Source organism: Paenarthrobacter sp. NPDC089322, assembly GCF_040684895.1.
Lineage (GTDB): Bacteria > Actinomycetota > Actinomycetes > Actinomycetales > Micrococcaceae > Arthrobacter.
In genome coordinates, this window is the sequence record NZ_JBFBGW010000004.1 from 39,788 (window position 1) to 65,097 (window position 25,310).

The following is a 25,310-nucleotide window of genomic DNA, read 5'->3' on the forward strand; positions in this document are numbered from 1 at the left end:
TCATTTATGTCCCCGCCGCGAGATGGCATTTGATGACAATGTTCGACGCGAACATTGTCATCAAATGCCATCTCGGCGGGTCTAGCGCTTCGGCCTCGCGCGCACATGCATGCGCTCACCTTGCTGGCCGAACAACGTCAGGAGTTCCACGGGATCCTTGGTGGCGCTCGCGAACCAGTGTGGCGTGCGCGTATCGAACTCCGCAGCCTCGCCCGCTTTGAGGATGAAGTCGTTCTCGCCCAGAACCAGGCGGAGTTTGCCGTTGAGGATGTACATCCAGTCGTAGCCTTCGTGTGACTGCGGGGCTGGTATCTCTTTGCCCGTTCTTCCGGGCAGCACCATCTTGAACGCCTGGATCCCACCCGGACGTCGGGTCAGTGGCAGGGCAGTGCCCCACTCGTGGACATGAGGCTTGAGATGGATGCGGGGATCGCCTGTTTCCGGAGCATCGATGAGTTCCTCGAGGGGGATCTGGTGCAGGCGCGCGATCGGCAGCAGCAGTTCAAGCGTGGGCTTCCGCTGCCCGGACTCGAGCCTGGAAAGGGTGCTGACGGAAATCCCGGTTGCTTCCGAGGCTTCCGCAAGCGTGACGTTCCTCTGCGTCCGCAACGCGCGCAAGCGGGGTCCGACGGCGTCGAGCATCTTGCTGAAATCGGTGGTCATGCGGTTCATTTTGCCATATTGGCAAACTTTCTTGCCGTTCCTTACGCGGCTAGCCAACCATGGAACAAGGCTTGTGAGGCCCAGTGTGCGTCCGAAAACCAAGGAATGGCGCGCAAACCGGGCCCAGCAATGGAAAGGAAGGCAGACATGGAACAGTACGACGTCGTCATCATCGGTGGAGGTGCGGCCGGGCTGAGCGCTGCGGTTACGTTAGGAAGGGCCCTGCGCACGGTCCTCGTGATCGATGCGGGCGAGCCTCGGAATGCGCCCGCGGCCGGGGTGCACGGCTTCTTGTCACGCGACGGAATCAGCCCGGTCGAATTGCTGGAGGCGGGTCGCGGCGAGGTCCGGAAGTATGGCGGCAAGGTTGTTGCCGAAGTGGCGGTATCGGCCCGTTCGACGGCGGCACCTGAGCCAAGTGCCGAACCCGCGTTTGAGGTGGAGCTGGCTGACGGGCAGTCGGTCGCAGCGCGTCGTTTGCTTGTAGCTGCCGGCCTGACGGATATCCTCCCGGACGTGGAAGGCCTCAAAGAGCGCTGGGGCAGGGATGTTCTCCACTGCCCCTATTGCCATGGCTGGGAGGTCCGCAACAGGGCTATCGGCATCCTGGGATCGGTGCCGATGGCCATGCATCAGGCGCTTCTTTTCCGTCAATGGAGCAAGGACATCACGCTCTTCTTGAATGACGTCGTGGAGCCCACCGAGGACGAATGGGAGCAACTCGCAGCGCGTTCGATTTCAGTGGTGGAGGGGAAGGTCAAGTCCCTGAAGGTCGCCGATGATGTGCTCAACGGGGTTGTCCTGGAATCCGGAACGGTGATTCCCGTGGAAGCGCTCGTCGTTGGTCCGCGAATGGAAGCCCGGTCGTCTGTACTGGCCTCGCTCGGCATCCAGTCCGTTGAGCATCCGATGGGCGTGGGCAAGCATGTTGAAGCAGCACCCCAGGGTGGCGCAACAGCCGTCCCAGGTGTGTGGGTTGCCGGCAATGTCACCGATCTGACGGGGCAGGTCATGGCTTCAGCCGCGGCAGGCAACATGGCCGGCGCCGTGATCAATGCCGACCTTATTGCTGCGGAAACAAGGGTGGCCGTGGAAGCGGCCCGCAAACGCCTGGAGCCGCGGTTCCAGGAACTTGCACCAACCAATTAATGGTCGACTTGGGGCGCGTGTGCGAGGACCATTAAAGGACAGCCAGTTAAGGAGGTTGGGTATGTGCTACTCGTACTATGAGGACTTCGAGCGGCGCACGAAGAAGGACTCCGCGCGCAAGCCCGAGACACGCGAGACTGAGGCAAAGCCTGCCGAGAGCCGTCCACAGACAGAAGGAACGTTGTGGACATTCCTGGCCCGTCGTCGCCGGGAATTCGAGGTATCGGAGCCGAAGATCGACCGCATCCGCGAGAAGGTCTGATTCGAAGTTCAGGAGAGGCGCTGCACCCGCGGTGCCTCTTCTATGTCCGCGGGGAGGCCCGTGCGGTAGTGCCGCGCACTACGAGGTTCGGCTCAATGAGGGTCTCTGACGGTTCCAGGGCAGGTTCGTCAAGTCGTGCCAGGAGCCGCCGGGCCGAAGCCGCACCGACGACGTCACTCCGGTTGTCGATGGAGGTCAGGTCCAGGTAGCGCGACTTCGCCAAGGGAGAGTTGTCGTAGCCGATCACGGAAATATCGTCCGGGACGGAGAGGCCGCGGGCCTTGATGGCCGCGAAAGCACCCAGGGCCATGGTGTCGTTGGCCGCGAAGATCGCCGTCATATCGGTGTGCCGGTCCAGAAGCCGGCTGGCGGTACCGTAGCCGTCCTCCTCTGAAGTTCCAGCCGACTCACCCACCAGAAGTTCGACGCCGGCACCCGCCACAGCGCTCCGGAAACCTGCGCGCCGGTGGGCTGACGCGCCGTCGGATCCGGAAAGGTGGCCTATCCGGGTATGTCCCAGCCCCAGCAAGTGGTTCGCGGCCATGCTGCCTCCGCCGTCGTCGTCGTTGGTGATGAGGTCCGCACCCGCGGGGACGCCTTTCCGCCATCCGGCCACCACGGTGGGCACCCAGGTCCGCTCGAGCATCGAGGTACTCGGTTCAGCCGCGATGACCAGGGCGTCGACATGCATCGCGAGGAGGCCATCGGTGGCTTCCTTGATGCGGTTTTCGCCGGGTCGGGAATCGGCCAGGGTTACTTGGTAGCCAAGGTCTGAGAGGACGGATTCCATGCCGCGAAGGAGGTCGACGAACCAAAGGTTCCTGAAATCGTCGATGACCAGGCCAACGCTCTTGGTGCGGTTGCTCGCCAGCGTTGTCGCGGCGCGGCTGGGCCGGTACCCGAGGTCGGTGATGGCGTTCCGGACGGCATCACGACGCTTCTCGCTGACCCTGTCCGGGTCCTTGAGGAAGAGGGAAACCAACGACGGCGAGACTCCGGCCTGGGTGGCGACGTCGTAGAGGGTGGGGCGTCGGGACCGCGGGCTGTCCCGCGGTTCGGGTCTCTTCAAAGGAATCCTTTCGTAGTCTGCACTTGAGGATAGTCTGCGAATGATTGACAGGACATATAGACATAGTTACGATCAAACCCAGCGTAAAAATTGTAGCGCTACAAAATGCCGCATCGCCCCCGCGGTGGCAACCTTTCAAAGGAGAAAATCAATGGCTGAAGGCCTCGGCGTCGCCGTTATCGGTGCAGGCATGGCGGGCAAAGCCCATGCGGCCGCGTACCGCACCGCATCTGCCCTTTACAGCCCGGTGCTGCCCCCGGTGCGCCTCGTTTCCATTGGCGACGTCAACGCTGAGTTCGGTTCACTGGCCGCACGCCGCTTTGGCTACGAGCGCAACGACACCTCATGGCAGGCAATCGCCGAGGCAGACGACATTGACGTTGTCAGCGTCGTGATCGCCAACTCCCTGCACCGCGAAGTGGTGGAGGGCCTGTTGGCTGCCGGCAAGCACGTGCTGTGCGAGAAGCCGCTGAGTGACACCCTGGACGATGCCCGGGCCATGGCTGACGCTGCCCGTGAGGCCGAGGCAGGCGGCAACCTGGCACGTATCGGTTTCACGTTCCGCCGCACTCCGGGCATCGCCTACATTCGGGACCTCATCCGGAACGGGGTGCTCGGCAATGTCCTGCACTTCAGTGGCCGGTACTGGACCGACTACGGTTTCAGCCCCTCGGCACCCATGAGCTGGCGCTACAAGGGCGGGCCCGGCTCCGGTGCGCTGGCCGACGTCGGAAGCCACCTGACGTATGTCTCCGAATTCCTGTGCGGAGACATCCAGTCCATCAGTGGTGGCCGCCTTGCCACGGCCATCGACAAGCGGCCCCTTCCGTTGGCCGCGGTCATGGGCCACGACCACGTTGCCGTCAGCGACACCTTTGAAGCCGTGGAGAACGACGACTACGCCGCGTTCAACGCCGCCTTCGCCCATGGCTCCGGAAGCTTCGAAGTCTCACGGGTTGCCGCAGGCCACGCCAACAGCCTCCAGTTCGAGGTCTTCTGCGAAAACGGCGGGGCCAAGTTCGACCAGCGCCGTCCGAACGAAATCCAACTGTTCCTCAACGATGAATCCGGCATCCAGAATGGCTACCGGCAGGTCATCCTCGGCCCCGGACACCCGTACATCGCCGGTGGCCTGGCCATGGACGCCCCCGAGGTCGGTTTCGGCCAGAACGACGCGTTTGGCTACCAGGCACGCGCGTTCCTTGAAGAAGTGGCAGGTTTCCCGGCCGGGGAGTCGCTGCCCCGTTGCGCCACGTTCGATGAAGGCGTCCGCAACATGGAACTCCTCGCCGCCGTCACCGAGTCCGCCCTGAACAACGGAAAGAAGATCACGCTATGAAGCTCGGCGTCTACAACGCAATCCTGCACGACCGGCCGCTTCCCGAAGCCTTGAAGGTCATTGCCGACCTTGGGCTGACGGGCATCGAGATCAACACCGGCGGCTTCCTGCCGGCCGTGCACGTGCCCACCTTCGACCAGATCCTGGTAAGCGACGCTGCACGGGATGACTACCTGGCGATCTTCGAAGGCACGGGTGTGTCCATCGCAGGCCTGAACTGCAACGGCAACCCACTGCACCCTCGCCGGGAGATCGGTGAAAAGCACGCCGAGGACATCCGGCGTTCCATCCGCCTGGCCCACCGGCTCGGCCAGAACCGCGTGGTGACGATGTCCGGCCTTCCCGGCGGCGAACCCGGTGCAACCACAGTCAACTGGGTGGTCAACGCCTGGAACTCCGCGGCCTTGGACGTCCTTGATTACCAGTGGGGCTTAGCCGCGGACTTCTGGAAGGAAACCGACCGACTTGCAGCGGACCACGGAGTCAAGGTGGCATTGGAGCTGCACCCGCAGAACATTGTGTTCAACACTGCGGATGTATACAAGCTCGTCGAACTCACCGGGGCCACGCACGTTGGCGTGGAACTGGACGCCTCGCACCTGTTCTGGCAGCAGATGGATCCAGTGGCCGTGGTACGCGAACTCGGCCCGCTCGTGTTCCAAGCCGCAGCCAAGGACGTCCGCGTCAACAAAGACAACGCAGCCCTTTACGGTGTGCTGGACAACAGCTTCCGACGCCTCGCTCCGGACGAGAATCGGACCAACCTGGGCGGCGACGAATGGGCCAACGAGTGGCCCAAGAACTCTGCCTGGGATTTCGTCGCCCTGGGCCGTGGACACGACACTGCCTACTGGACCGAGTTCCTCCGAGCGCTCCGCGAGGTGGACCCCGACATGCTGGTCAACATCGAGCACGAGGACGTCTCCCTCGGCAGGATCGAAGGCCTCGAGGTAGCTGCGAAGGTCCTCCGTGACGCCGACGCTGCGCTCTTAGCCTCTACCCCATCTGAGTCGCATTAGTGCGCGTTTTGACGGCTCAAAACGCGCACAACTGCGACCTACTTGGGTGCGGCAAGGAACTCGCGCGCCGCCGTGACCAAGGCTTCCGTGCCGAACGTGAGCGTGGGTTGGATGACCGGGGCGAAATACGGCGAGTGGTTGGAAGGAACGTCCTCCGGAAGCCTGCCCTGGTCGGCCCACTGCCGGGCGTAGGATTCATCGATGCCGCCCAGGAACCAGTAGACCAACGGCGCGCCGGCAGCTGTTGCGAGTTCTCCTACGTCTTCGCTGCCTGAAACCGGTCCTGGGTCGATCACCTTGTTGTCCCCGAAAGCAGCGCGGAAAGCCGCAGTGATCCGGTTTGCCGCAGGTTCGTTGTTCACTGTCAGCGGGAAGCGTTCTTCGTAATGGAAATCCGGTTCCTTGGGCGCATCGGAGGCTGCTGCCTCACTGCGGACGATGCGCTCAATGGAGCCGAGCACCTTATCGCGCGTGGATTCGCTGAAGGACCGGATACTAAGCCCCAGCGTCGCCGTTTCGGGAATGATGTTGTTCTTGGTTCCGGCGTGGATTTGGCCGACCGTCACCACAGCAGCGTCACTGGCGGCGAGTTCGCGGGATACCACTCCCTGCAGGCGCATGGTTGCCGCGGCAGCCATGAGCACAGGATCGACGGTGGTTTCAGGGCGGGATCCATGGCCGCCGCGCCCATGAAGGGTCACGTTAAGGGAGTCGGCCGATGCCATGGCGACGCCCGGGCGGACGCCAAACCAGCCGGCAGGGAAGGGTGCAACGTGCTGGCCCAGGACGATGTCCGGTTTGGGCACCGCATCGTAGAGCCCGTCCGCGACCATCGCCTGCGCACCTCCGCCCCATTCTTCGGCCGGCTGGAACACTGCGATGAGGGTTCCTTGCCAGTCATGTTTGTTCCGTGCAAGGGTTTCCACGGCGCCGATGAGGCATGTGACGTGCACGTCGTGGCCGCACGCGTGCATGACAGGTACCTCCCGCCCGTCATGGTCGACGCCGACTGCCGCACTTGCGTAGTCCAGTCCGGTTGCTTCCTTGACGGGCAAGGCGTCCATGTCGGCACGAAGCATGACCACAGGGCCCGGTCCGTTGTCCAGGACGCCCACTACGCCTGTCTTTCCAATGGCCCGATGCACCAGCAACCCCAGGTCCTCGAGGTGGCCGCTGACGATGTCGGCGGTTCTGACCTCCTGGAAGGACAGTTCAGGATTCGCATGCAGGTCGCGATAAAGCTCTTCAAGGTCAATGTTCATGAGGTCTGCCCCTACTGTTCAACGCCCGGGTCCGGCCAGTGTATCGAGCGGGACCGTTGTTGGCCCGGGAAGCTCATGCGTTGTCAGGCCCGATCCACGTGTTATCGCACGTGATTGGAGCGCAGAACAGGCTCCACAATGACAGACTGGGCTGCATGGCTGCTTCCGATGAGATCACCACGCAGAATTCCACGGTGGAGGAATGGACCGAAGGTTTGGCCCAATCCAGCGGTTCGCCCGGGGGTGGGGCCGGGACAGGAGTGATGCTGGCCATCGCTGCCTCCCTGACCTCCATGGTCGCGGGTTACTCCGACAATGCGGGAGAGGAGTTGCTGGGCAGGGCACGCACTCTGCGGGAGGCTGCCCTTCGGTTGGCGGATGAGGATTCGGTTGCTTCCAAGGCTTTTGGTGCGGCGTTCCGACTGGCCCCGGGCCCCGGGCGCGAGGAAGCCATCCATCAGGCATCCGTGAAGGCGGCGAAGGCTTCCGCTGCATTGGGCGAACAGGCGATGGATGCCATCGAGGATTTGGGCTGGCTTGCAGCAAACGGAAATCCGGCACTCATTGCCGATGTGGTGGTGGCGTTCGGGGCGCTCCGGGCGGCCATTGCCGGAGCGCGCACCAACGTCAGTTTCGATCTCGCTGCCCTTGCAAAGGACGGGACCCCGCTTGAAGAAGTCCGGTCGCAGCACCCCGGACTGTGGGAAACAGTTGGGCGGCTGAGCGATGCCCTGGACCGGATCGACGAACTGACAGCACAAGTGGACAACAAAGCTGCCCCGACTGACGCGTTGTGAGGCCTCGGCTGCGGCTTACTGCGCCTTGGGCACACGCCGGAGTACGACGGCGGCAAGCACCGCCGCGCCTGCCATCAGTACCAGCCCAATCGCCGCCGTGATGTGGACACCCGATTCGAAGGCAACCCGTGCGGCTGTCGTCAAGGCTTCCGACAGGGGCGCGGGCAGTGCAGCAGCAGCGTCCACGGCACCGGCCAGTGTCTCACTCGACTTTCCGGCAGCTTGCGAGGACAAGCCGTCCGGGATGACCAGGTTGTGCTGGTAGGAAGCCGTCAGGATGGAGCCCAGAACGGCCGTACCGAGGAGCGAACCGAGCTCATAGCCGGTCTCCGAAATCGCGGATGCGGCTCCGGACTTCTCGGCCGGTACGGAGGCGAGGATCAGATCGTTGGAGATGGTCTCTGCCGCGCCGACACCCACGGCCAGGACCGTCAAGGCTGACAGCAGGAATACAGGGCCGCTGCCGTGATCACCCATGGTGGCCACGAGATAACCCACAGCACTCAGGCTCAACCCGCCGGCCACCACGAATCCCGGCCTGATCCGTTTGACCAGTGGCACAACCAACAGGCCGGCAATGATCGTGGCCAGGAGGGCCGGAATCATGGCGATGCCGGCCTCCATGGGTGACTGGCCTTCAACGAGCTGGAGGTGTTGTGCGAAGAAGTAGATGAAGCCGGTCATGGAGAACAGGGACAGGACGTTGGCCACGATGGCCGTGCTGAACACCTTGTTGCCGAAAAGTTGGACATCCAGCATCGGGCTTTGGAGTTGCCTCTGGCGACGAACGAACAGGACACCCATGGCCACCCCGAAGACCATGAAGGCCATGGCCGAAACTCCGAAGCCGTGCACGGCGGATTCCTTGATGCCGTAGACGAACGGAGCCATGGTCAGGACGGAGAGAGCAATGCTGGGCATGTCCACACGGCCCGGGTTGGCGTCCTTCGACTCCGGAATGAGGGCCTTACCGAAAGCGAGGAGCGGGAGCAGGAGGAACGTTGCCACAAGGAAGACGGCACCCCACCAGAAATGCTCCACGAGCCAGCCGCCGAAGATCGGGCCCAGTGCGGCACCGCCGGAGAAACCGGCAGCCCAGACGGCGATCGCAAGCCTGCGACGGTTCGGATCGGTGAAGATGTTCCGGATCAAGGACAGGGTTGAGGGCATCAGCATGGCGCCGAAGACCCCAAGGGCGGCGCGTCCGGCGATAAGCCATTCAGCGGAAGGCGCGAACGCCGTAGCAGCCGAAACCGCAGCAAAGCCGGTGCTGCCGACCAGGAGCAGCCGCCGTCGTCCGATCCTGTCCCCGAGGTTGCCCATGGAAACCAACAGCGCTGCCAGCACGAGGGGGTAGGCGTCAATGATCCACAGGAGCTGTACGCCGCCAACGTCCAACGAACGCGCGATTTCGGGCAGGGCGAACGTGAGCGCGGTGTTGTCGACGGCCACCAGCAGCACCGGGAACATCAGGAGTGTCAGGGCCATCCAGTCACGCCACGGAGCTGCCGTGCCCTTGATGGGACGAGCTGAGCGGGGTGCAGGGGTGGAGGACGACGTGAACATGACGATTACTGTACCGTCTGGACGGTATAGTTTCAACTTCGAAACTGCATGTCTGATAGGGAATGATTGAACCCATGCCACGAAAACCAGTAGCCAAGGACTCCGTGCTGGACGCCTTCGAAGCCCTCCTCATTGAGGTAGGGGAGCGGGCTGCCACCCTGGACGCGGTCGCCAAACGGGCGGGCGTTTCCAAAGGCGGGCTGCTCTACCACTTCCCCAATAAGGAAGCGCTCATCAGCGCGCTACTGGAACGCCTGGATTACCTCGCGCTGGAAGATACCGAGCAGATGAAGGTGGCTCCTGATGGCGCCGCCGCATACTTCATCCGCTCATCGCTGTGGGCCGGTACTCCCATGGACCGGGCGTTCGTGGCTGCCACCCGGCTTGCCGAGGTGGCGCATGAGGAAACCCGACGGCGGTTCGCGGCCATCCAGCAGCGGTGGCTGGACGTCCTTGCCGTGGATGTCGGCCCGGAAGTCGCCAAAGCGGTCAGTTACATGGGCGACGGCCTGTACTTCAACGCCATCTTCGAGGGCGGACAGGAAGCTGCCGACGGCGGGCGGGAGGCCGACGTCGAAATCCTCCTGAACGTGCTGCAGCGGCTGCGAAAGTAGCCCTCCCTCACCATTTGCGGCGGCGCCCGCCGCATAGGACAATTAAGCCTTGGTGGCGTGCCTTCCCAGCACCCGCCGACAACTTAATAAGCCTTTGATCTGCGGCGGGAGAGTCCTGCAAGCACGAGATGCAGGCGCCGTAGGAGCAAATCCTCCCCAGGAATCTCTCAGGCCCACGCACCGCCGCGGCGAGGCAACTCTGGAAAGCAGCAGGCATCCAGGCGTCACCACCGGCGCCCTGAATGCTGTGCTCACCGACGGTGCAAGCGGCTGGTTGTGTAAACAACACGCGGAAACTCTCAGGTCCAATACAGAGCGGGGAGGAACCCGAGTCGCTGCGGCGTACCCAAACGCCGCCCAAGTATTGGAGTTCCTTCGTGACGGTTAGTTCTGCCTCCACAACCTTCGTCGACCGGCATATCGGTGCCCGCCGCCAGGCCGACATTGAGACCATGCTGAAGTCGGTCGGCTACGACACTGTCGACTCGCTGGTCGACACCGCGGTTCCCAACGACATCCGCCAGGACGTGGCACTGACCCTGCAGAACGCTCTGAGTGAGGTAGAAGTCCTCGCGGAGCTCCGTAAGCTTGCAGCGAAGAACAAGACGGCTGTCCAGATGATCGGCCAGGGCTACTTCGACACCATCACCCCTCCGGTGATCCGCCGCAACATCCTTGAATCCCCGGCCTGGTACACGGCCTACACCCCGTACCAGCCTGAAATCTCGCAGGGCCGCCTCGAAGCACTGCTGAACTTCCAGACCATGGTCCAAGACCTGGTGGGACTCCCGATCGCGAACGCCTCCCTGCTCGATGAAGCCACCGCCGTGGCCGAGGCCGTCCTCATGATGCGCCGGGCGAACAAGAACAAGGCAGCCCAGGACGGCAAGACGGTCCTCGACGCCGATTGCCTCCCGCAGACCATCGCGATCGTGAAGGGCCGTGCCGAAGCCCTCGGTTTCGAGGTGGAAATTGCCGACCTTTCCGAGGGCCTTCCGGAAGGTGCCATCAACGGGATCGTCCTGCAGCAGCCCGGCGTGTCCGGCCGCGTGTTCGACCACTCCGCCGTGATCGCCGAAGCGAAGGAGCGCGGTGCCTTGGTCACCGTTGCCGCCGACCTCCTGTCCCTCACACTCATCACCCCTCCGGGCGAGCAGGGCGCCGACATCGCCGTCGGTTCCGCGCAGCGCCTGGGCGTCCCGCTCTTCTTTGGCGGCCCGCACGCCGCGTACATGGCGGTCCAGAAGGGGCTCGAGCGTTCCATGCCCGGCCGTCTGGTGGGCGTTTCCAAGGACGACGCCGGCGTCCCCGCCTACCGCTTGGCGCTCCAGACCCGTGAACAGCACATCCGCCGCGAGAAGGCGACCTCCAACATCTGCACCGCGCAGGCCCTCCTGGCCATCGTCGCGTCGATGTACGCTGTCTACCACGGTCCGGAAGGCCTGAAGGCCATTGCCGAGACGGCTCATGGCCATGCCCGCACGCTGGCTGCTTCCTTGAAGGCGGCAGGCGTTGAGGTCCTGCACGGCTCCTTCTTCGACACCATCACCGTCCGCGTTCCCGGCAAGGCCGCATCCCTGGTGGCTGCTGCCGAGGCGCGCGGTATCAACCTGCGCAGCATCGACGCTGACATGGTGGGCATCTCCGTAGACGAGACAACCACGACGGCGGTTGTCGCCGACGTCGCTGACGTCTTTGGCGCTTCGGTCAGTGAAGCCGTTGAAGGCTTCGCGCTTGAGGCTTCCGTTGAGCGTTCCAGCGGATACCTGCAGCACCCGGTGTTCAACACCCACCGTTCCGAGACCCAGTTGCTCCGCTACATCCGCAAGCTTTCGGACCGCGACCTCGCGCTGGACCGCACCATGATCCCGCTGGGTTCCTGCACCATGAAGCTGAACGCCACGGCGGAGATGGAGGCCATTTCCTGGCCCGAGTTCGCCTCGATCCACCCCTTCGCTCCGGATTCCCAGACGGCTGGTTGGCGCGAACTGATTGCCGACCTTGAGGCACAGCTGACGGAGATCACCGGCTATGACCAGGTTTCCATCCAGCCGAACGCCGGTTCCCAGGGTGAGCTTGCAGGCCTGCTCGCGATCCGGGGCTACCACCTGTCCCGCGGCGATGATCAGCGCAACGTGTGCCTGATCCCGGCCTCCGCCCACGGGACGAACGCGGCTTCGGCCGTGCTCGCCGGCATGAAGGTTGTGGTCGTGGCCACGGCTGCCGACGGCACCATCGACCACGCCGACCTGAAGGCCAAGATCGAGGCCAACCGGGACGCCCTTTCGGCCATCATGATCACCTACCCGTCCACGCACGGTGTTTACGATGCCGACGTCCGTGAAGTGTGCGATGCCATCCACGAGGCCGGCGGTCAGGTGTACATTGACGGCGCCAACCTGAACGCCCTGGTTGGCCTGGCCCAGCCCGGCAAGTTCGGCGGCGACGTGTCCCACCTCAACCTGCACAAAACCTTCTGCATCCCGCACGGCGGCGGCGGACCCGGCGTGGGCCCCGTTGCCGCCAAGGCGCATCTGGCTCCCTTCATGCCGGGTGATGCTACGTCGTGGACCGAAGGCAACGATGTCCCGATCTCGGCATCCCGTTTCGGTTCTGCCGGCGTCCTGCCCATCTCCTGGGCTTACGTGAAGCTCATGGGCGGCCAGGGCCTCACCGAAGCAACCAAGTCCGCGCTGCTGGCGGCCAACTACATCGCGGCCCGCCTCAATGACTACTTCCCGGTTCTTTACACCGGTGAGGCCGGCCTGGTTGCCCACGAGTGCATCCTCGACCTCCGCGAACTCACAGCCAAGACCGGGGTGACTGCCGAGGATGTGGCCAAGCGCCTCATCGACTTCGGCTTCCATGCCCCGACTCTCGCCTTCCCGGTTGCCGGGACTTTGATGGTGGAACCGACGGAGTCCGAGGACCTCGTGGAAATCGATCGCTTCATCGAGGCCATGATCACTATCCGCAAGGAAATCGACCAGGTGGCGCACGGCGACTTCTCCGTGCAGGAGTCCCCGCTTCGCCGCGCGCCCCACACGGCTGCCGCCGTCGTAAGTTCCGACTGGGACCGTGCGTACCCGCGCGAGCAGGCAGCCTTCCCGGTCCACCACCTCAAGCAGGACAAGTACTTCCCGCCGGTGGGCCGCATCGACGGCGCGGCAGGCGACCGCAACCTCGTCTGCTCCTGCCCGCCCCTTGAAGCGTTCGAGGACAACACCGCAGACTTCGAGAACTAAGGGGTTCCGGAAATGACTGAGAACTACACCGCACTTTACGAAGAGCACAAGAAACTCGGCGCGTCCTTCACCGACTTCGGTGGATGGCAGATGCCCCTCAAGTACACCTCCGAGCTGGCTGAGCACCACGCGGTCCGGAAGTCGGCGGGCCTGTTCGACCTCTCCCACATGGGCGAGGTCTGGGTCACCGGACCGGAAGCCGCTGCGTTCCTGGACTACGCCCTGGTGGGAAAGATCTCCGCCATGGCCGATGGCAAAGCCAAGTACTCGCTGATCTGCCAGGAAGACGGCGGCATCATCGACGACCTCATTGTTTACCGACGTGGTCCGGAGAGGTTCCTTGTGGTGCCGAACGCGGGCAACGCTGCGGTTGTGGCCGCTGCCCTGCTCGAACGTGCGGCTGATTTTGATGTTGCTGTTGAGGACGCCTCGGCCGAGACCTCTCTCATTGCGGTCCAAGGCCCGCTCGCCGAGGCCATCCTACTGCGTTTGGTTCCTGCGGAACAGCACGCGCTGGTCACCGGACTGAAGTACTACGCTGCGGTTGAAGTGCCGTTCACGTTCGACGGCGGCACCCAGGACCTGCTGCTGGCCCGCACCGGGTACACCGGGGAAGACGGCTTCGAAATCTTCGTGGCCAACGAATCCGCGGCTGCGCTGTGGCAGGCCATCTCCACGGTGGCTGAAGAAGGCGAGCTGGTCCCGGCCGGACTGGCCTCACGCGACTCGTTGCGCCTCGAGGCGGGTATGCCTCTCTACGGCAACGAACTCTCCCGCGAAGGAAACCCCTTCGCTGCCGGGCTCGGTCCAGTCGTGGCCCTGTCCAAGGAAGGCGACTTTGTTGGCAAGGAAGCCCTGGCTGCTTTGAAGGCCGCGGGTGCGGGTGTGACCAGCGGACGCAAGCTCGTGGGCCTCAAGGGACTCGGACGCCGCGCCGGGCGTTCGCACTACCCGGTGCTGAAGGACGGTGCCGTGGTCGGTGAAGTGACCTCCGGCCAGCCGAGCCCGACGCTGGGATACCCCGTGGTTCTTGCTTACGTCGACGTTGCTTTGGCTGAGCCGGGGACTGCTGTGGATGTGGACCTCCGTGGCAAGGCTGAGCCATTCGAAGTCGTCGCATTGCCGTTCTACAAGCGCTCTAAGTAAGCCGGACTTTCGGTCCCGACGGGTCGCCCTTTGGCCCGTCGGGTCCGGCATCCTCCGCGGGCTCGGTCGCCTGGGCGCCCGCTGCGCGAACGCGAGGCTCCCTTAGATGCCCGCTTCCGGATACCGGACCCGAAGGGGCCACTCCATCGGGCACTTCGTGAATCACTAAGTGCTGAGAGTGTTGCCGCCTGCCGCAGGTGATTGCCCGCATACAGATTTGTCCATACAACGTAAAGGAAACAGAATGCCCAAAGTAGCGCCTGAACTGCAGTACTCCGACGAGCACGAGTGGGTGAGCCGCGGGGACGGGAACTCGGTGTCCGTTGGTATATCCGAGGTTGCCACCGACGCGCTGGGTGACATCGTGTACGTTGACCTGCCCGAGGTCGGTTCGACCGTGACTGCAGGTGAGACCTGTGGCGAAGTCGAGTCCACCAAGTCCGTGTCCGACCTGTACTCGCCCGTCACAGGTGAAGTTACCGAGATCAACGACGCCGTTGTGTCCGATCCCGCCCTCATCAACAACGATCCGTACGGTGCCGGCTGGCTCTTCAAGGTAGCTGCGGAGTCTGACGGCCCGCTGCTCTCCGCGCAGGAATACGCCTCGAAGAATGGCGGAGACCTGGCCTAGCCCTTCACCTCCGTTTCGTGGGCTCGCTGCGGAGTATGCCGTGCGCACGGCATACTCCGCAGCGAAGCCCCGAAACGGACTCAGGTGGTGCTGAGTCTTTTTACTGTCAGTGCCCAGTGCCATGCTGTATCCATGAGCGGGGGATACGACAGGGATTTTTTGAGGGCACGGCTTGAACTGCCAAGTCCGTCGGCAACGACGGTTCTTTTGGACTACGTCCATTTCTCGGTGCGTTTGCGGCCTGCGCGCAAGCTTGCCGCGATCGTGGGCGTCAATATCAGCGGGAGCGAACTGAATCCCTTGGCGCGTGAGGGAACCTGGCATTTCGATGACAGGATCCCCCGGGAACAACAGGCCGGGCCGGACGTCTATAAGAACAACGCGTTCGACCGTGGGCATCTGGTTCGCAGGCTCGATCCTGTCTGGGGAGATGCCGCCACCGCAAAGAAAGCCAACCAAGACACCTTTGCCTTCACCAACGCGGCGCCCCAAGTGGACGACTTCAACCAGGGCAAGGAGCTTTGGGTCGGGTTGGAGGACCACGTCCTGGACCACGCTGACGCCCACGACGCCAAGCTCAGCGTGTTCACCGGGCCCGTCTTTGCGGACGATGACTCCGAGTACAGGGGTGTGAAGATTCCCAGGAAGTTTTGGAAGATCGCGGCCTGGACCAACGACGGAAACCTCGGCGCTGCGGGGTTCGTCCTGGACCAGTCACCGTTGCTTGGCAAGGTCGAGCTCAAAAAGGCGATTACCGAACGGCTCCTCGAAGGCGAACCGCCGCCGCTGGGACCTTTCAGGACGTTCCAGGTTCCCATCGGACAGATCGCAGACCTCACAGGGTTGAGCCTGACCAGATTGTCGAACGCAGACCGCCTGACCAGCGGCCAACGTGAGCTGGGGAAAGCACCGAAAGCCATTCAGTTGGAGAGCATGGAACAGGTCAGGCTGTAGATAGGTGGCGTGGGAGCCACGGGTTAGACCCGGATCGGGCGATGTACCCATCCCCGATAGACTTGATCCTGCATGCCCGCATGCATACGAAGCTTTGAACACTGCACTGAACCCTGAGATTGGACACCGGCCACCTTGCGAGAATTTACTGCCCGCTTTGCCACCGCCGAGGAAATCGAAAACTGGGACAAGCACGTCACAGCGAACCCCAATGGCGGCAACATGCTGCAGTCGGACGCTTACGCGGCAGTCAAGGACGGCGCCAACTGGCTGGTCCGCCGGCTCGTCATCGAGACCGCCGAATATCCCAGCTACAACCTGCTACTGGAGAAAAAGCTCCCCATCCTTGGTCGGCTCTGGTACCTCATCAAGGGGCCGGATACGGCGGACGTCAAGGACATCGAGCCGATGCTCACTGCCGTCGCGAAACTGGCCAGGGAGCAGAAGATGAACGTCTTCGCGATCAAGATCGAGCCGGACATCGTCCAATCCCCGGAGGCCGCAACCCAACTCAACGCGGCCGGACTGGTCAAAGCGCCCAACATCCAGTCCAATGATTCCACGGCACTTCTGGACATCTCGGCTCCTTCCAACGAGGTCCTTCGCAGCATTTCCTCCAGGGCCCGCAACGCGGTGCGCCGGGCGGAGCGCGAAGGCTGTAAGGTCCTTCAGGAAGAAGCGGGTGAAGAGAGCTACAAGAAGCTCTACGCGCTCATGCAGAACACGGTGAATGCCAAAGGTGCCATGCCGTTGCGCAGCTACGAGTACTACGCCAAGTTCTGGAGTGAGTTCAGCAGTCGCGGTCAGGGCCATTTCTTCTTTGTCTACGAGGACGGCCAGCCGAGCGTTGGCGCTTTCGTGATCAACTACGGATCCAAGGCAACGTACAAGGACGGCGGCTCCACCCAGAACCGCAAGCATTATGGCGACTCGCACCTCGTCCAGTGGGCGGCGATTCAGCGTATGCAGGAGCTCGGCTGCGTTGAGTACGATTTCTGCGGGACTCCCAGCGCGGCAAGGATCAAGGACAAGTCGCACCCTCTCTATGGCATGGGTTTATTCAAGACCAGTTTCACCAAGACCGTCACCGACTTCGTCGGCTGCTATGACCTCGTCCTTAGCCCCCTTCGCTACAAACTCTGGAACAAGGGCGCGGAGCGGATCTTCCGCCGCATTGAAACCATGCGAACCGGTGGCCAGTTCTACTGATCCCACAGCAGCCAAGCACAAGCCAAACTCAGGCAAGGCCCGGCCACCAACGGGTGCACATCAAACTACGTGAGGAAATTTCTTTGACTCCGATCGAGGCGGGAACCGACATGGAATTCGTGCTCCTCAGTGACGCCGACTATGAGACCTTTGCCAAGGGACACCCCCAGGGAAGCTTCATCCAGTCCCTGGACCTCACTCGCTTCCAGCGGGCCCGCGGCCAGGAAGTGGAACTGTTCGGCGTGAACAGCGGCGGAACCCTCGTCGCGGCCGGCAAGCTCGTTTACAGCTCCAACCGCATTGGCTACAAGGTAGCTGACTGCGCCAAGGGACCACTGATGGACTATAGCGACCCGGCAGCGGTGCGGTCCGTCGTCGAGCTTTTGAAGAAGCACGCTGCTTCCAAGAAAGCGGCGGAGCTGCGCATCTCCCCGAACGTGAAGTACATGGCGCGGGACGAGGAGGGCGCGGAGCATCCCGAGCTGGAGGACAACCGGCCTCTGTTGAAGGAGCTCGAAGGGCTCGGTTTCAAGCACCAAGGTTTCGACATGAACTTCGCCAACATCAATTGGATGTTCATCAAGAGCCTCGATGGAATCGCGGATTCCGAAGAACTCATCATGGGGATGAATTACCGCACACGCAAGGCCATCCGTAAGGCCGAAAAGAACGGCGTTTACCTGGAACAGGCCACGCTGGAGACCCTGGACGATTTTTACACTGCGCTGCAGACCGCTGGTGACGAAAAGGGTTTCACCTACCGGGAACGTGAGTACTACGAGCAACTGCTCCGTACTACCTCCGATGAGTTCACCAAGCTCATGATGGCCAAAATCAACATCCCGGAATATCGACGCTCCATCACCGAACGCTTGGACGCGGAGTCCAAGGTACTCAACGATCTCAAACGCGAGGTCGAGGAGACCGGGAGCAAGAAGAAGGCCAACCGGGTCAAAGTTGTCCAGGACCTCGTGGACAGCTACGAGCGGAGCCTGAAGGACATCGAACGCTACCCGGACTCTGTGGGAGTCGCCACAGTTGCTGCGATCCACTTCGCTTGCTCCGGTGACGAAGTGACGTGTGTCATCGGCGGCACGGTCCAGGATTACATCTACTTCAACGGCGCCACGTCCCTGTACTGGGGCATGCTGCTCCATGCCTTGGACAACGGCTATTCGCGCTACAACTTCTACGGCACCTTCGGCATCCAAGGCCAGGACGAAACAGGTCACGGCGGCTACGAGTTCAAGAAGGGTTTCGGCGGCGAGGTAGTGCAGCTCATTGGCGACTTCGTCGCTCCGGTCAGTCCGATCAAGTACAACGGCTACCGCGCTGCCAGGAAGCTCACAGGTGTTGCCCGGATCGTGCTGGGAAAATTGCGGGAACCAGGAAAATTGCCGATCGTTGGAAAATTCCTCAAGTAGAACTAACCCACAAAGCCAAAGGAGGAACGCTGCGTGACTGAACGCCCGGAGGGCTCCGGCGGCAGGCCTCACACCGACGGCTTGCCCAAGACCCAGCCGCTGCGGCCATCGCAAATCCGGCAGAATGCCAACGCCAAGCGCATGCTGATGCGCCTGGTTCAGGGCGACAGCCCGCCTACCGCCCCCATGAATATCGTGGACCGCCTGGCGGGCAGCCCTTACGCGAACCCCACTATCCAAGTGGTGGGCGTTGACGCCTCCGCCCGTAAGACCATCGACTTCGCCCTGCACTTGGCGGAGGTCATGTTCCGTTACGGGGCCGGAGCTCTTGAGGTCGAGACCAGCATGATTGCCGTCACGGCAGCGCTGGGTTTGAAGAACGTGGAAGTGGACATCACCAACCAGTCGGTGGCTATCAACTACGCGCCCAAGGACCAAACGCCTATCACGCTGCTCCGTGTGGTGCGCTCGTGGACCAATAACTATGCCGGGCTGGCCCAGGTTCACCAACTCGTTACGGACATCGTGGCCGGGGGAGTGGGCCGGGACGAAGCCGTCCGCCGCTTGAACGAGATCGTCCGCAGCGCAAAGCCGTTCCCTCGCTGGATGGTCACGGTGGCGTTCGGTGTCTTTGCGGCCGTGTTTGTCGGCGTCCTCGGCGGAGGTCCAGGTGCTTCGGCATTGGCATTCGCGTCGAACCTCCTCATCAGCTTGGTGGCCCGGCAATTGGGTCGCTGGCGCACGCCGGACTTTTTCGTCACCATGGCGTGTTCGTTCCTGGTCACGTTCATCGCCCTGATGCTCCGATGGGCGGGTGCGGACATCGCCCCATCCATTGTGGTTGCGGGAGGTATCCTGCTGCTTCTGCCAACGGGCCGGCTTGTATCGTCAGTGCAGGACGCGATCAACGGCTTCCCCGTCACTGCGGCCGGACGGTTCCTCTCCACGCTGCTCACGTTTGGCGCGATCGTCGCCGGAATTGCCGTTGCCGTCGTGGTCGGGACGCTGATGGGCAGCCAGGTCCTGGACGTCACCAACACCTTCCCGCCCGCCTATCCGCTCTGGGGCCAAGCGATTCTGATCGCCGTCGCTGTGGTGGCCATCGGCGTCACCGAACAGACTCAAATGCGGCTTTTGCTTCCGACGGCGGCAGTCGGCCTGGTGGGGTTCTTCGTCTTGTGGGGGGCCACCCAGCTCGGGCTCGGCGACCGCTTGTCGCCTGCGGTTTCGGCCGTGGCTATCGGTCTGTTGGGGCGTGTAGTGGCACTGAAACTGGGAGCGCCGCAGCTGGTGGTTGCCGTCCCCGCGGCGTTGATCCTGCTGCCAGGGCTCACGATCTTCCGCTCCATGTACCAGTTGACCGTAGAGGAAGCGGATATCCTGCTGGGCGCAGGGGGCATGCTCAATGCCGGGGCCATAGTCATGGGCGTGGCCGCGGGAATCGTGCTGGGTGACAACTTGGCCAGGCCGCTGACCAAGGGCTTGTCCAGCAACGAACGCCGAAGGGTCCGCCGCCGGTAGGCCTTGCTTCACTGGATCCAGGCCTGCTGGATCTCTCCCGGTCTGGATTTTGCCCTGACTAGATCTTGCCCTGACTAGATCTTGCCGACCGGCAGTTTCTTCTCGGCCTGGAACACTTCTTCAACGCGGCCCTGTGCCCAGTAGCCAGACAACGACACCTGTGAGCGTTCCAGTCCGTGCTGCACGAACAGGATCTCGCGGAGGCCCTTCATGTAGCCCCGCTCGCCATGCGCGAAGACATCCACCCGGCCCGGCAGCCACTCGGCAGTCCGCAGGGCGTCCAGGAGAAGCTCGCTGGACCCCGCGGGCACCCCGTTGCGCTGCAACCAATGGAGTTCGAGGCCCTGAGGCGCCGAGATCGGGAGGATGTCGGCAGCGCTGTCCACCTCCAGGAAGGCCATGCCCTGTGCTTCCGGACCCAGTGCCTCGATGCACGCCGCGATGGCAGGAATGGCGGCGTCGTCGCCGGCGAAAAGGTGCCAATCGGCGTCGGTGTCCGGATTGTAGGCGCCGCCCGGGCCGGTGAAGATCAGCGAATCACCCGGCTCTGCCGCCGCTGCCCATGGTCCCGCGAGGCCTTCGTCGCCGTGGACGACGAAATCGATGGCGAGCTCCTGTGCTTCCAGGTTCACCCACCTGATGGTGTAGGTCCGGGTGTGCGGCCACTGTTCGCGGGGCATGGTCTCGCGGATGGCCCAGAGGTCCAACGGAAGTTGGTAGTCGACGCCCGGCTGCGGGAAGACGATTTTGACGTAGCGGTCCACGAATTCGTTGTTCGCGTAGTCTCTGAAGCCCGGGCCACCCGCGACAATCCGCACCATGTGCGGCGAGAGACGTTCCTTGCGCAGGACAAGCAGGTTGACCTGGGGACGTGTCTTGCGGTCAGCGGACGAGGTGACGGGGAGTGCAGCCATGTAGGTAAGCCTAAGCTAATTGCCTGCACGCTTGCTGGGTATGAGTCGAACGTTACAGTCAGTCAATCGCTCTCTCACCAAATGACCTTTTCGGCTGAAGGCTCTCTCACCGAACGACCCTTTCGGCTGAAGGCTCTCTCACCGAACGACCCTTTGGGCTGAAGGCTCTCTCACCGAATGACCCTTTCGGCTGAGGCCTCTCACCCATGCCCGTAGGGGTGATCGGGGGTTGGGGTTTTGGGGGTGTTTGGTGATGGAGGGTTGGGGAATGGCCCTACAGGACGGGAAGTTCCCAATCCACGGGGTCCGCCCCTTGCTCCCGCAGGAGCTCGTTCGCCTTGGAAAAGGGCTTTGATCCGAAGAAGCCCCTCGACGCCGAGAGCGGACTGGGATGAACTGACACCACGGCCGGCGCTCCGTTCAACAGCGGCATGACGGATTCGGCATCTTTTCCCCACAGAATCGCCACGAGCGGGCTCTGGCGTCCGGCATCATTGGTGCGATTGGCGACTGCGGTGACGGCCGCCGTCGTAATAGCCTCCCAACCCTTGCCACGGTGTGAGCCGGCATTTCCGGCAGCGACGCTCAAAACGCGGTTCAGGAGCAGGACACCTTGATCCGACCAGGCGGTCAGGTCGCCGTGGACACGTGGCGGGAGGCCGAGGTCGTCGTGGAGTTCGCGGTAGATATTGGCAAGGCTCCGGGGGATGGGCCGGGTTCGGCGGGATACGGCAAAGGAAAGGCCGACGGCGTGTCCCGGCGTTGGGTACGGGTCCTGGCCGAGGATGAGGACTTTGACGTCGTCCAGTGGGCGTCGGAAGGCGCGAAGCAGGTTGGTTGCGTCGGGAAGAATCCGGACGCCCTGCGCTGCCTGCCCTGCGACGAAACCCAAAGCATCGCGGAGCTGCCCCTCCACCGGGCGGAGGGCGTCGGCCCAGTCCGGCGCCATGAGCTCTTCCATCGGCTTGTCCAGCAGTTCATCGAAGGCAGGAGCCGAAACGCCCGGGGGTTCAAGGTCAAACAATGCTTCCTCGCCAGTCACTACGCCATTGTGCCTCGCGCGCAGCACGACCCGCGAATGACACTGTTGTTATTCGCCCGTAACATGGGGGTAGGACATTTTCCCCCACAAGCGTCGAAGGAGTGTGCCGTGGCAGAACCAGCACAGGAACCGATGGCGGCGCAGGCTACCGGTTTGGCCCTTGAAGACCTGGCGGCCGGTATCCGCAGCGACTCGCCGTTGAGCGAGCGCGACCAGCAGATGTTGGCCTTGGAACGCCAATGGTGGAAGTACGCGGGAGCCAAGGAACAAGCCATCCGCGAGCTGTTCGATCTCTCCGCTACCCACTATTACCAGATCTTGAACGCGTTGATTGATCGTGAGGATGCGCTGGCCCACGATCCCATGCTGGTCAAGAGACTGCGTAGACTACGTACGTCGCGCCAACGTGCGCGGACAGCGCGCCGCTTGGGGTCCGACGCGTAAATCGCCAGGCTGACCGTCAGCAGCAACCAGCAAGGACAACGCTTCACCATGACCAAATATGCCAAGGATGAATTCGACCGGGTCCCGCAGAGCAGTTCCCGTCAGGGCGTGCATCGCGATGCCCAGGAAACAGCCCGCCCCACTTTGTGGCCGGTGTTGACCGTTGGTGCCGTTGCCCTGGTGCTCGGTTTGGTGGCCTTCCTGATCCTTCCGCGACTTGGCCTGGTGGCGCCGGGAGCGTCGTCGAGCGTCTCGACGGCGGCGCCCCAGCAGACTGAAACCGCGCCGTCCGCGGCTCCCACCGAATCAAGCGCAGCGCCTATCGCGTCCGGAGGACCGAGCCCCGGGACGACCCCGTCGGACGTGCCGTCTGCGACCCCGTCCGCTGCACCCGTGGATAAAGCCACGGCGGTGGCCGTCTACAACGGCACCGGTACTGCCGGTCTGGCTGGCCGCGTGGCAGGCCTCGTCCAGGGCGATGGCTGGGCATTGGGCACCGTGGGCAACTGGGGTGGCATGCCGCAACAGGCCTCAGTGATCTTCTACAACGCACCGGAACAGAAGGCCAACGCCGACGCTCTGGGAACTCTCCTGGGCATCACGCAGGTTGTGGAGTCACCTGAAGTCCAGCAGCCGCTGGTGGTTGTCGTAGGACCCGGTTACCAGTAGGCAGGACGTCTGGTTTCCGCCGTGGGCGGCGCCCGGAATCCCCAACCCGGTTAAGCCTGAATAACAAAAAGCACGGTCACGCCTTCCGCGGCAGCGCGGGGAGAGTGACTGTGGTTACAGTGGACTGACTCCGGTCCGGAGATCCCGGCAACCGGTCTTGGCTACTGCGAAAGTGTGGGCATCATGGCTTTGGGAACCGTCAAATGGTTCAACGCCGAAAAAGGATACGGCTTCATCACTGTGGATGACTCCGGGGACGACGTCTTTGTGCACTGGTCGGCCATCCAGATGGAGGGCTTCCGTGCCTTGGAGGAAGGCCAGCGCGTCGAGTTTGAATTGGGTGAAGGCCAGAAGGGGCCGCAGGCCGAAAGCGTACGCGTCGCTTAGCCGCGTAGGCCGTGCCTCAGCTAACGGCTGAAAAGTCAACATATTCCGGGCTCAAAGTGTCTCCTCTGCTTGCACTCTCACTGGTCGAGTGCTAATTATTGATTTAGCACTCTTCCGCTTCGACTGCTAACTCCGGTCCGGCTGACGCCGACGCCGGACAGCTCTCGGAAAAGGGGAGGATCAAGAAACACCTTGATGGGGTGAGGTCCGGAGTTCGGGGCATACAGAGGCCTCAAGCAAAGGACCGTCCGTCGCGGGCACCCTATCTGACAGGTACCTTCTTAACGACTGTCCCGAAAGGACTACCGCCGTTATGGCCAAGATCATTGCATTTGATGAAGAGGCACGCCGCGGCCTCGAGCGGGGCCTGAACACCCTCGCCGACGCCGTCAAGGTCACCCTCGGCCCGCGTGGACGCAACGTCGTCCTCGAAAAGAAGTGGGGCGCTCCCACGATCACCAACGATGGCGTGTCCATCGCCAAGGAGATCGAGCTGGACGATCCTTACGAGAAGATCGGTGCGGAACTGGTCAAGGAAGTTGCCAAGAAGACGGATGACGTCGCTGGCGACGGTACCACCACCGCTACCGTCCTCGCTCAGGCACTGGTCAAGGAAGGCCTGCGCAACGTTGCAGCCGGCGCCGACCCGCTGTCCCTCAAGCGCGGCATCGAGAAGGCTGTGGACGCTGTGATCAGCGAACTGCTTTCCTCCGCCAAGGAAATCGAAACGAAGGAAGAGATCGCCGCTACGGCTTCCATCTCCGCTGGTGACCCGGAAATCGGCAGCCTGATCGCCGAAGCCCTGGACAAGGTGGGCAAGGAAGGCGTCATCACGGTCGAGGAATCCAACACCTTCGGCCTGGAGCTCGAGCTCACCGAGGGCATGCGCTTCGACAAGGGCTACATCTCCGCTTATTTCGTCACCGACGCAGAGCGCCAGGAAACGGTCCTCGAAGACCCGTACATCCTGATCGTCAACTCCAAGATCTCCAACGTGAAGGAACTCGTTGCGGTCCTGGAGAAGGTCATGCAGTCCAACAAGCCGCTGCTGATCATCGCCGAAGACATCGAGGGCGAGGCTCTGGCCACCCTGATCGTCAACAAGATCCGTGGCACCTTCAAGTCCGTCGCCGTCAAGGCCCCGGGCTTCGGTGACCGCCGCAAGGCACAGCTCGCCGATATCGCCATCCTCACCGGTGGCCAGGTCATCTCCGAAGAGGTCGGCCTCAAGCTGGAGAACGCTGGTCTGGAACTCCTCGGCACCGCCCGCAAGGTTGTTGTCACCAAGGACGAGACCACTATCGTTGAAGGTGCCGGCGACGCCGAGCAGATCGCAGGCCGTGTGGCCCAGATCCGCGCCGAGATCGAGAACTCCGACTCCGACTACGACCGCGAGAAGCTGCAGGAGCGCTTGGCCAAGCTGGCCGGCGGCGTTGCAGTCATCAAGGCCGGCGCCGCAACCGAAGTTGAGCTCAAGGAGCGCAAGCACCGCATTGAGGACGCTGTCCGCAACGCAAAGGCTGCCGTTGAAGAAGGTATCGTCGCCGGTGGTGGCGTTGCCCTCATCCAGGCCGGTGCCAAGGCATTCGCCAACCTCACCCTCGAGAGCGACGAAGCCACCGGCGCCAACATCGTCAAGGTTGCCATCGACGCTCCGCTGAAGCAGATCGCCTTCAATGCCGGCCTCGAGCCGGGTGTTGTTGCCGACAAGGTTCGCGGCCTGCCTTCCGGCCACGGCCTGAACGCTGCTACGGGTGTCTACGAAGACCTGCTGGCTGCCGGCGTCAACGACCCCGTAAAGGTCACCCGTTCGGCTCTCCAGAACGCTGCTTCCATCGCTGGTCTGTTCCTGACCACGGAAGCTGTTGTTGCTGACAAGCCGGAGAAGAACGCTCCGGCTCCGGGCGGCGACGAGATGGGCGGCATGGGCGGCTTCTAAGCCTCCTTCTGCTGAACGTCGCGTTTCAGAGTACTAACGACGGCG

General features: G+C 62.8%; 23 protein-coding genes and 1 riboswitch. Of the genes, 17 read left to right on the forward strand and 6 right to left on the reverse strand.

Annotated elements, in window-relative coordinates; genetic code table 11:
* Positions 1–81 precede the first annotated feature (81 nt).
* Positions 82–663 carry an XRE family transcriptional regulator gene (locus AB0N65_RS05870; RefSeq protein WP_364158982.1) on the reverse strand — a complete coding sequence of 194 codons (582 nt, stop codon included), beginning with the start codon at positions 661–663 and terminating at the stop codon, positions 82–84.
* 147 nt (positions 664–810) lie between these two features.
* Here AB0N65_RS05870 and AB0N65_RS05875 point away from each other — a divergent pair, with 147 nt between their 5' ends.
* Together AB0N65_RS05875 and AB0N65_RS05880 are read left to right on the forward strand one after the other, a co-directional pair.
* Positions 811–1,812 carry an NAD(P)/FAD-dependent oxidoreductase gene (locus AB0N65_RS05875; RefSeq protein WP_364158985.1) on the forward strand — a complete coding sequence of 334 codons (1,002 nt, stop codon included), beginning with the start codon at positions 811–813 and terminating at the stop codon, positions 1,810–1,812.
* A 61-nt stretch (positions 1,813–1,873) separates the two neighbouring features.
* Entirely contained in the window at positions 1,874–2,074 is a 201-nt protein-coding gene (locus AB0N65_RS05880) for a hypothetical protein (RefSeq protein WP_364158988.1), read from the forward strand.
* A gap of 40 nt (positions 2,075–2,114) precedes the next feature.
* Here the strand turns inward: AB0N65_RS05880 and AB0N65_RS05885 are convergent, their stop codons facing one another.
* The gene (locus tag AB0N65_RS05885) at positions 2,115–3,143 is read right to left on the reverse strand and encodes a LacI family DNA-binding transcriptional regulator (RefSeq protein WP_364158991.1); all 1,029 of its coding nucleotides are present in this window, start codon (positions 3,141–3,143) and stop codon (positions 2,115–2,117) included.
* Positions 3,144–3,294: 151 nt separating this feature from the next.
* Between AB0N65_RS05885 and AB0N65_RS05890 the strand changes: the two genes are divergently transcribed.
* Together AB0N65_RS05890 and AB0N65_RS05895 are read left to right on the forward strand one after the other, a co-directional pair.
* Positions 3,295–4,482 (forward strand): Gfo/Idh/MocA family oxidoreductase, encoded by a 1,188-nt coding sequence (locus AB0N65_RS05890; protein ID WP_364158994.1) that lies wholly within the window; start codon positions 3,295–3,297, stop codon positions 4,480–4,482.
* The gene (locus AB0N65_RS05895; protein ID WP_364158997.1) at positions 4,479–5,501 is read left to right on the forward strand and encodes a sugar phosphate isomerase/epimerase; all 1,023 of its coding nucleotides are present in this window, start codon (positions 4,479–4,481) and stop codon (positions 5,499–5,501) included. Before AB0N65_RS05890 ends, AB0N65_RS05895 begins: the two co-directional genes overlap by 4 nt.
* Before the next feature lie 38 nt (positions 5,502–5,539).
* On the opposite strand, the gene AB0N65_RS05900 is transcribed toward AB0N65_RS05895, so the two are convergent.
* A complete protein-coding gene (locus AB0N65_RS05900) occupies positions 5,540–6,763 on the reverse strand; it encodes an amidohydrolase (protein WP_364159000.1) in 1,224 nt (407 codons plus the stop codon).
* A 155-nt stretch (positions 6,764–6,918) separates the two neighbouring features.
* Here AB0N65_RS05900 and AB0N65_RS05905 point away from each other — a divergent pair, with 155 nt between their 5' ends.
* Entirely contained in the window at positions 6,919–7,560 is a 642-nt protein-coding gene (locus AB0N65_RS05905; protein ID WP_364159003.1) for a cyclodeaminase/cyclohydrolase family protein, read from the forward strand.
* Positions 7,561–7,575: 15 nt separating this feature from the next.
* Here the strand turns inward: AB0N65_RS05905 and AB0N65_RS05910 are convergent, their stop codons facing one another.
* A complete protein-coding gene (locus AB0N65_RS05910; protein WP_364159006.1) occupies positions 7,576–9,126 on the reverse strand; it encodes an MFS transporter in 1,551 nt (516 codons plus the stop codon).
* A 74-nt stretch (positions 9,127–9,200) separates the two neighbouring features.
* Between AB0N65_RS05910 and AB0N65_RS05915 the strand changes: the two genes are divergently transcribed.
* The 8 genes from AB0N65_RS05915 to AB0N65_RS05950 all read left to right on the forward strand — a co-directional run bounded on the left by AB0N65_RS05915 (position 9,201) and on the right by AB0N65_RS05950 (position 19,870).
* Positions 9,201–9,740 carry a helix-turn-helix domain-containing protein gene (locus AB0N65_RS05915; RefSeq protein ID WP_364159009.1) on the forward strand — a complete coding sequence of 180 codons (540 nt, stop codon included), beginning with the start codon at positions 9,201–9,203 and terminating at the stop codon, positions 9,738–9,740.
* 95 nt (positions 9,741–9,835) lie between these two features.
* Positions 9,836–9,933: riboswitch (glycine riboswitch) on the forward strand.
* A 184-nt stretch (positions 9,934–10,117) separates the two neighbouring features.
* Entirely contained in the window at positions 10,118–12,985 is a 2,868-nt protein-coding gene (gene gcvP, locus AB0N65_RS05920) for an aminomethyl-transferring glycine dehydrogenase (RefSeq protein ID WP_364159012.1), read from the forward strand.
* 12 nt (positions 12,986–12,997) lie between these two features.
* Entirely contained in the window at positions 12,998–14,131 is a 1,134-nt protein-coding gene (gene gcvT / locus AB0N65_RS05925) for a glycine cleavage system aminomethyltransferase GcvT (protein ID WP_364159015.1), read from the forward strand.
* Positions 14,132–14,375: 244 nt separating this feature from the next.
* Positions 14,376–14,762, forward strand: a complete 387-nt coding sequence (gene gcvH / locus AB0N65_RS05930; RefSeq protein WP_364159018.1) for a glycine cleavage system protein GcvH — start codon at positions 14,376–14,378, stop codon at positions 14,760–14,762.
* Positions 14,763–14,894: 132 nt separating this feature from the next.
* Entirely contained in the window at positions 14,895–15,716 is an 822-nt protein-coding gene (locus AB0N65_RS05935; RefSeq protein WP_364159021.1) for a DNA/RNA non-specific endonuclease, read from the forward strand.
* Positions 15,717–15,851: 135 nt separating this feature from the next.
* Positions 15,852–16,925 (forward strand): peptidoglycan bridge formation glycyltransferase FemA/FemB family protein, encoded by a 1,074-nt coding sequence (locus AB0N65_RS05940; RefSeq protein ID WP_364159023.1) that lies wholly within the window; start codon positions 15,852–15,854, stop codon positions 16,923–16,925.
* A 110-nt stretch (positions 16,926–17,035) separates the two neighbouring features.
* On the forward strand, positions 17,036–18,349 hold the full coding sequence (locus tag AB0N65_RS05945) for a peptidoglycan bridge formation glycyltransferase FemA/FemB family protein (RefSeq protein ID WP_364159576.1): 1,314 nt from the start codon (positions 17,036–17,038) through the stop codon (positions 18,347–18,349).
* A 33-nt stretch (positions 18,350–18,382) separates the two neighbouring features.
* Positions 18,383–19,870 (forward strand): threonine/serine exporter family protein, encoded by a 1,488-nt coding sequence (locus AB0N65_RS05950; protein ID WP_364159026.1) that lies wholly within the window; start codon positions 18,383–18,385, stop codon positions 19,868–19,870.
* A 74-nt stretch (positions 19,871–19,944) separates the two neighbouring features.
* On the opposite strand, the gene AB0N65_RS05955 is transcribed toward AB0N65_RS05950, so the two are convergent.
* Together AB0N65_RS05955 and AB0N65_RS05960 are read right to left on the reverse strand one after the other, a co-directional pair.
* Positions 19,945–20,784 carry a siderophore-interacting protein gene (locus AB0N65_RS05955; RefSeq protein ID WP_364159029.1) on the reverse strand — a complete coding sequence of 280 codons (840 nt, stop codon included), beginning with the start codon at positions 20,782–20,784 and terminating at the stop codon, positions 19,945–19,947.
* Positions 20,785–21,058: 274 nt separating this feature from the next.
* Positions 21,059–21,826, reverse strand: a complete 768-nt coding sequence (locus AB0N65_RS05960; protein ID WP_364159031.1) for a uracil-DNA glycosylase — start codon at positions 21,824–21,826, stop codon at positions 21,059–21,061.
* A gap of 132 nt (positions 21,827–21,958) precedes the next feature.
* On the opposite strand from AB0N65_RS05960, the gene AB0N65_RS05965 reads away from it, so the two are divergent.
* The 4 genes from AB0N65_RS05965 (at position 21,959) to groL (ending at position 25,265) form a co-directional block, all read left to right on the forward strand.
* Positions 21,959–22,270, forward strand: coding sequence for a DUF3263 domain-containing protein (locus tag AB0N65_RS05965; RefSeq protein ID WP_364159578.1), 312 nt, complete (start codon positions 21,959–21,961; stop codon positions 22,268–22,270).
* Between the two features lie 48 nt (positions 22,271–22,318).
* Complete coding sequence (locus tag AB0N65_RS05970) at positions 22,319–22,939, forward strand: LytR C-terminal domain-containing protein (RefSeq protein ID WP_364159034.1); 621 nt, start codon at positions 22,319–22,321, stop codon at positions 22,937–22,939.
* 183 nt (positions 22,940–23,122) lie between these two features.
* The gene (locus AB0N65_RS05975; protein WP_216926027.1) at positions 23,123–23,326 is read left to right on the forward strand and encodes a cold-shock protein; all 204 of its coding nucleotides are present in this window, start codon (positions 23,123–23,125) and stop codon (positions 23,324–23,326) included.
* Positions 23,327–23,639: 313 nt separating this feature from the next.
* Positions 23,640–25,265, forward strand: a complete 1,626-nt coding sequence (gene groL, locus AB0N65_RS05980; RefSeq protein WP_364159038.1) for a chaperonin GroEL — start codon at positions 23,640–23,642, stop codon at positions 25,263–25,265.
* Positions 25,266–25,310 lie beyond the last annotated feature (45 nt).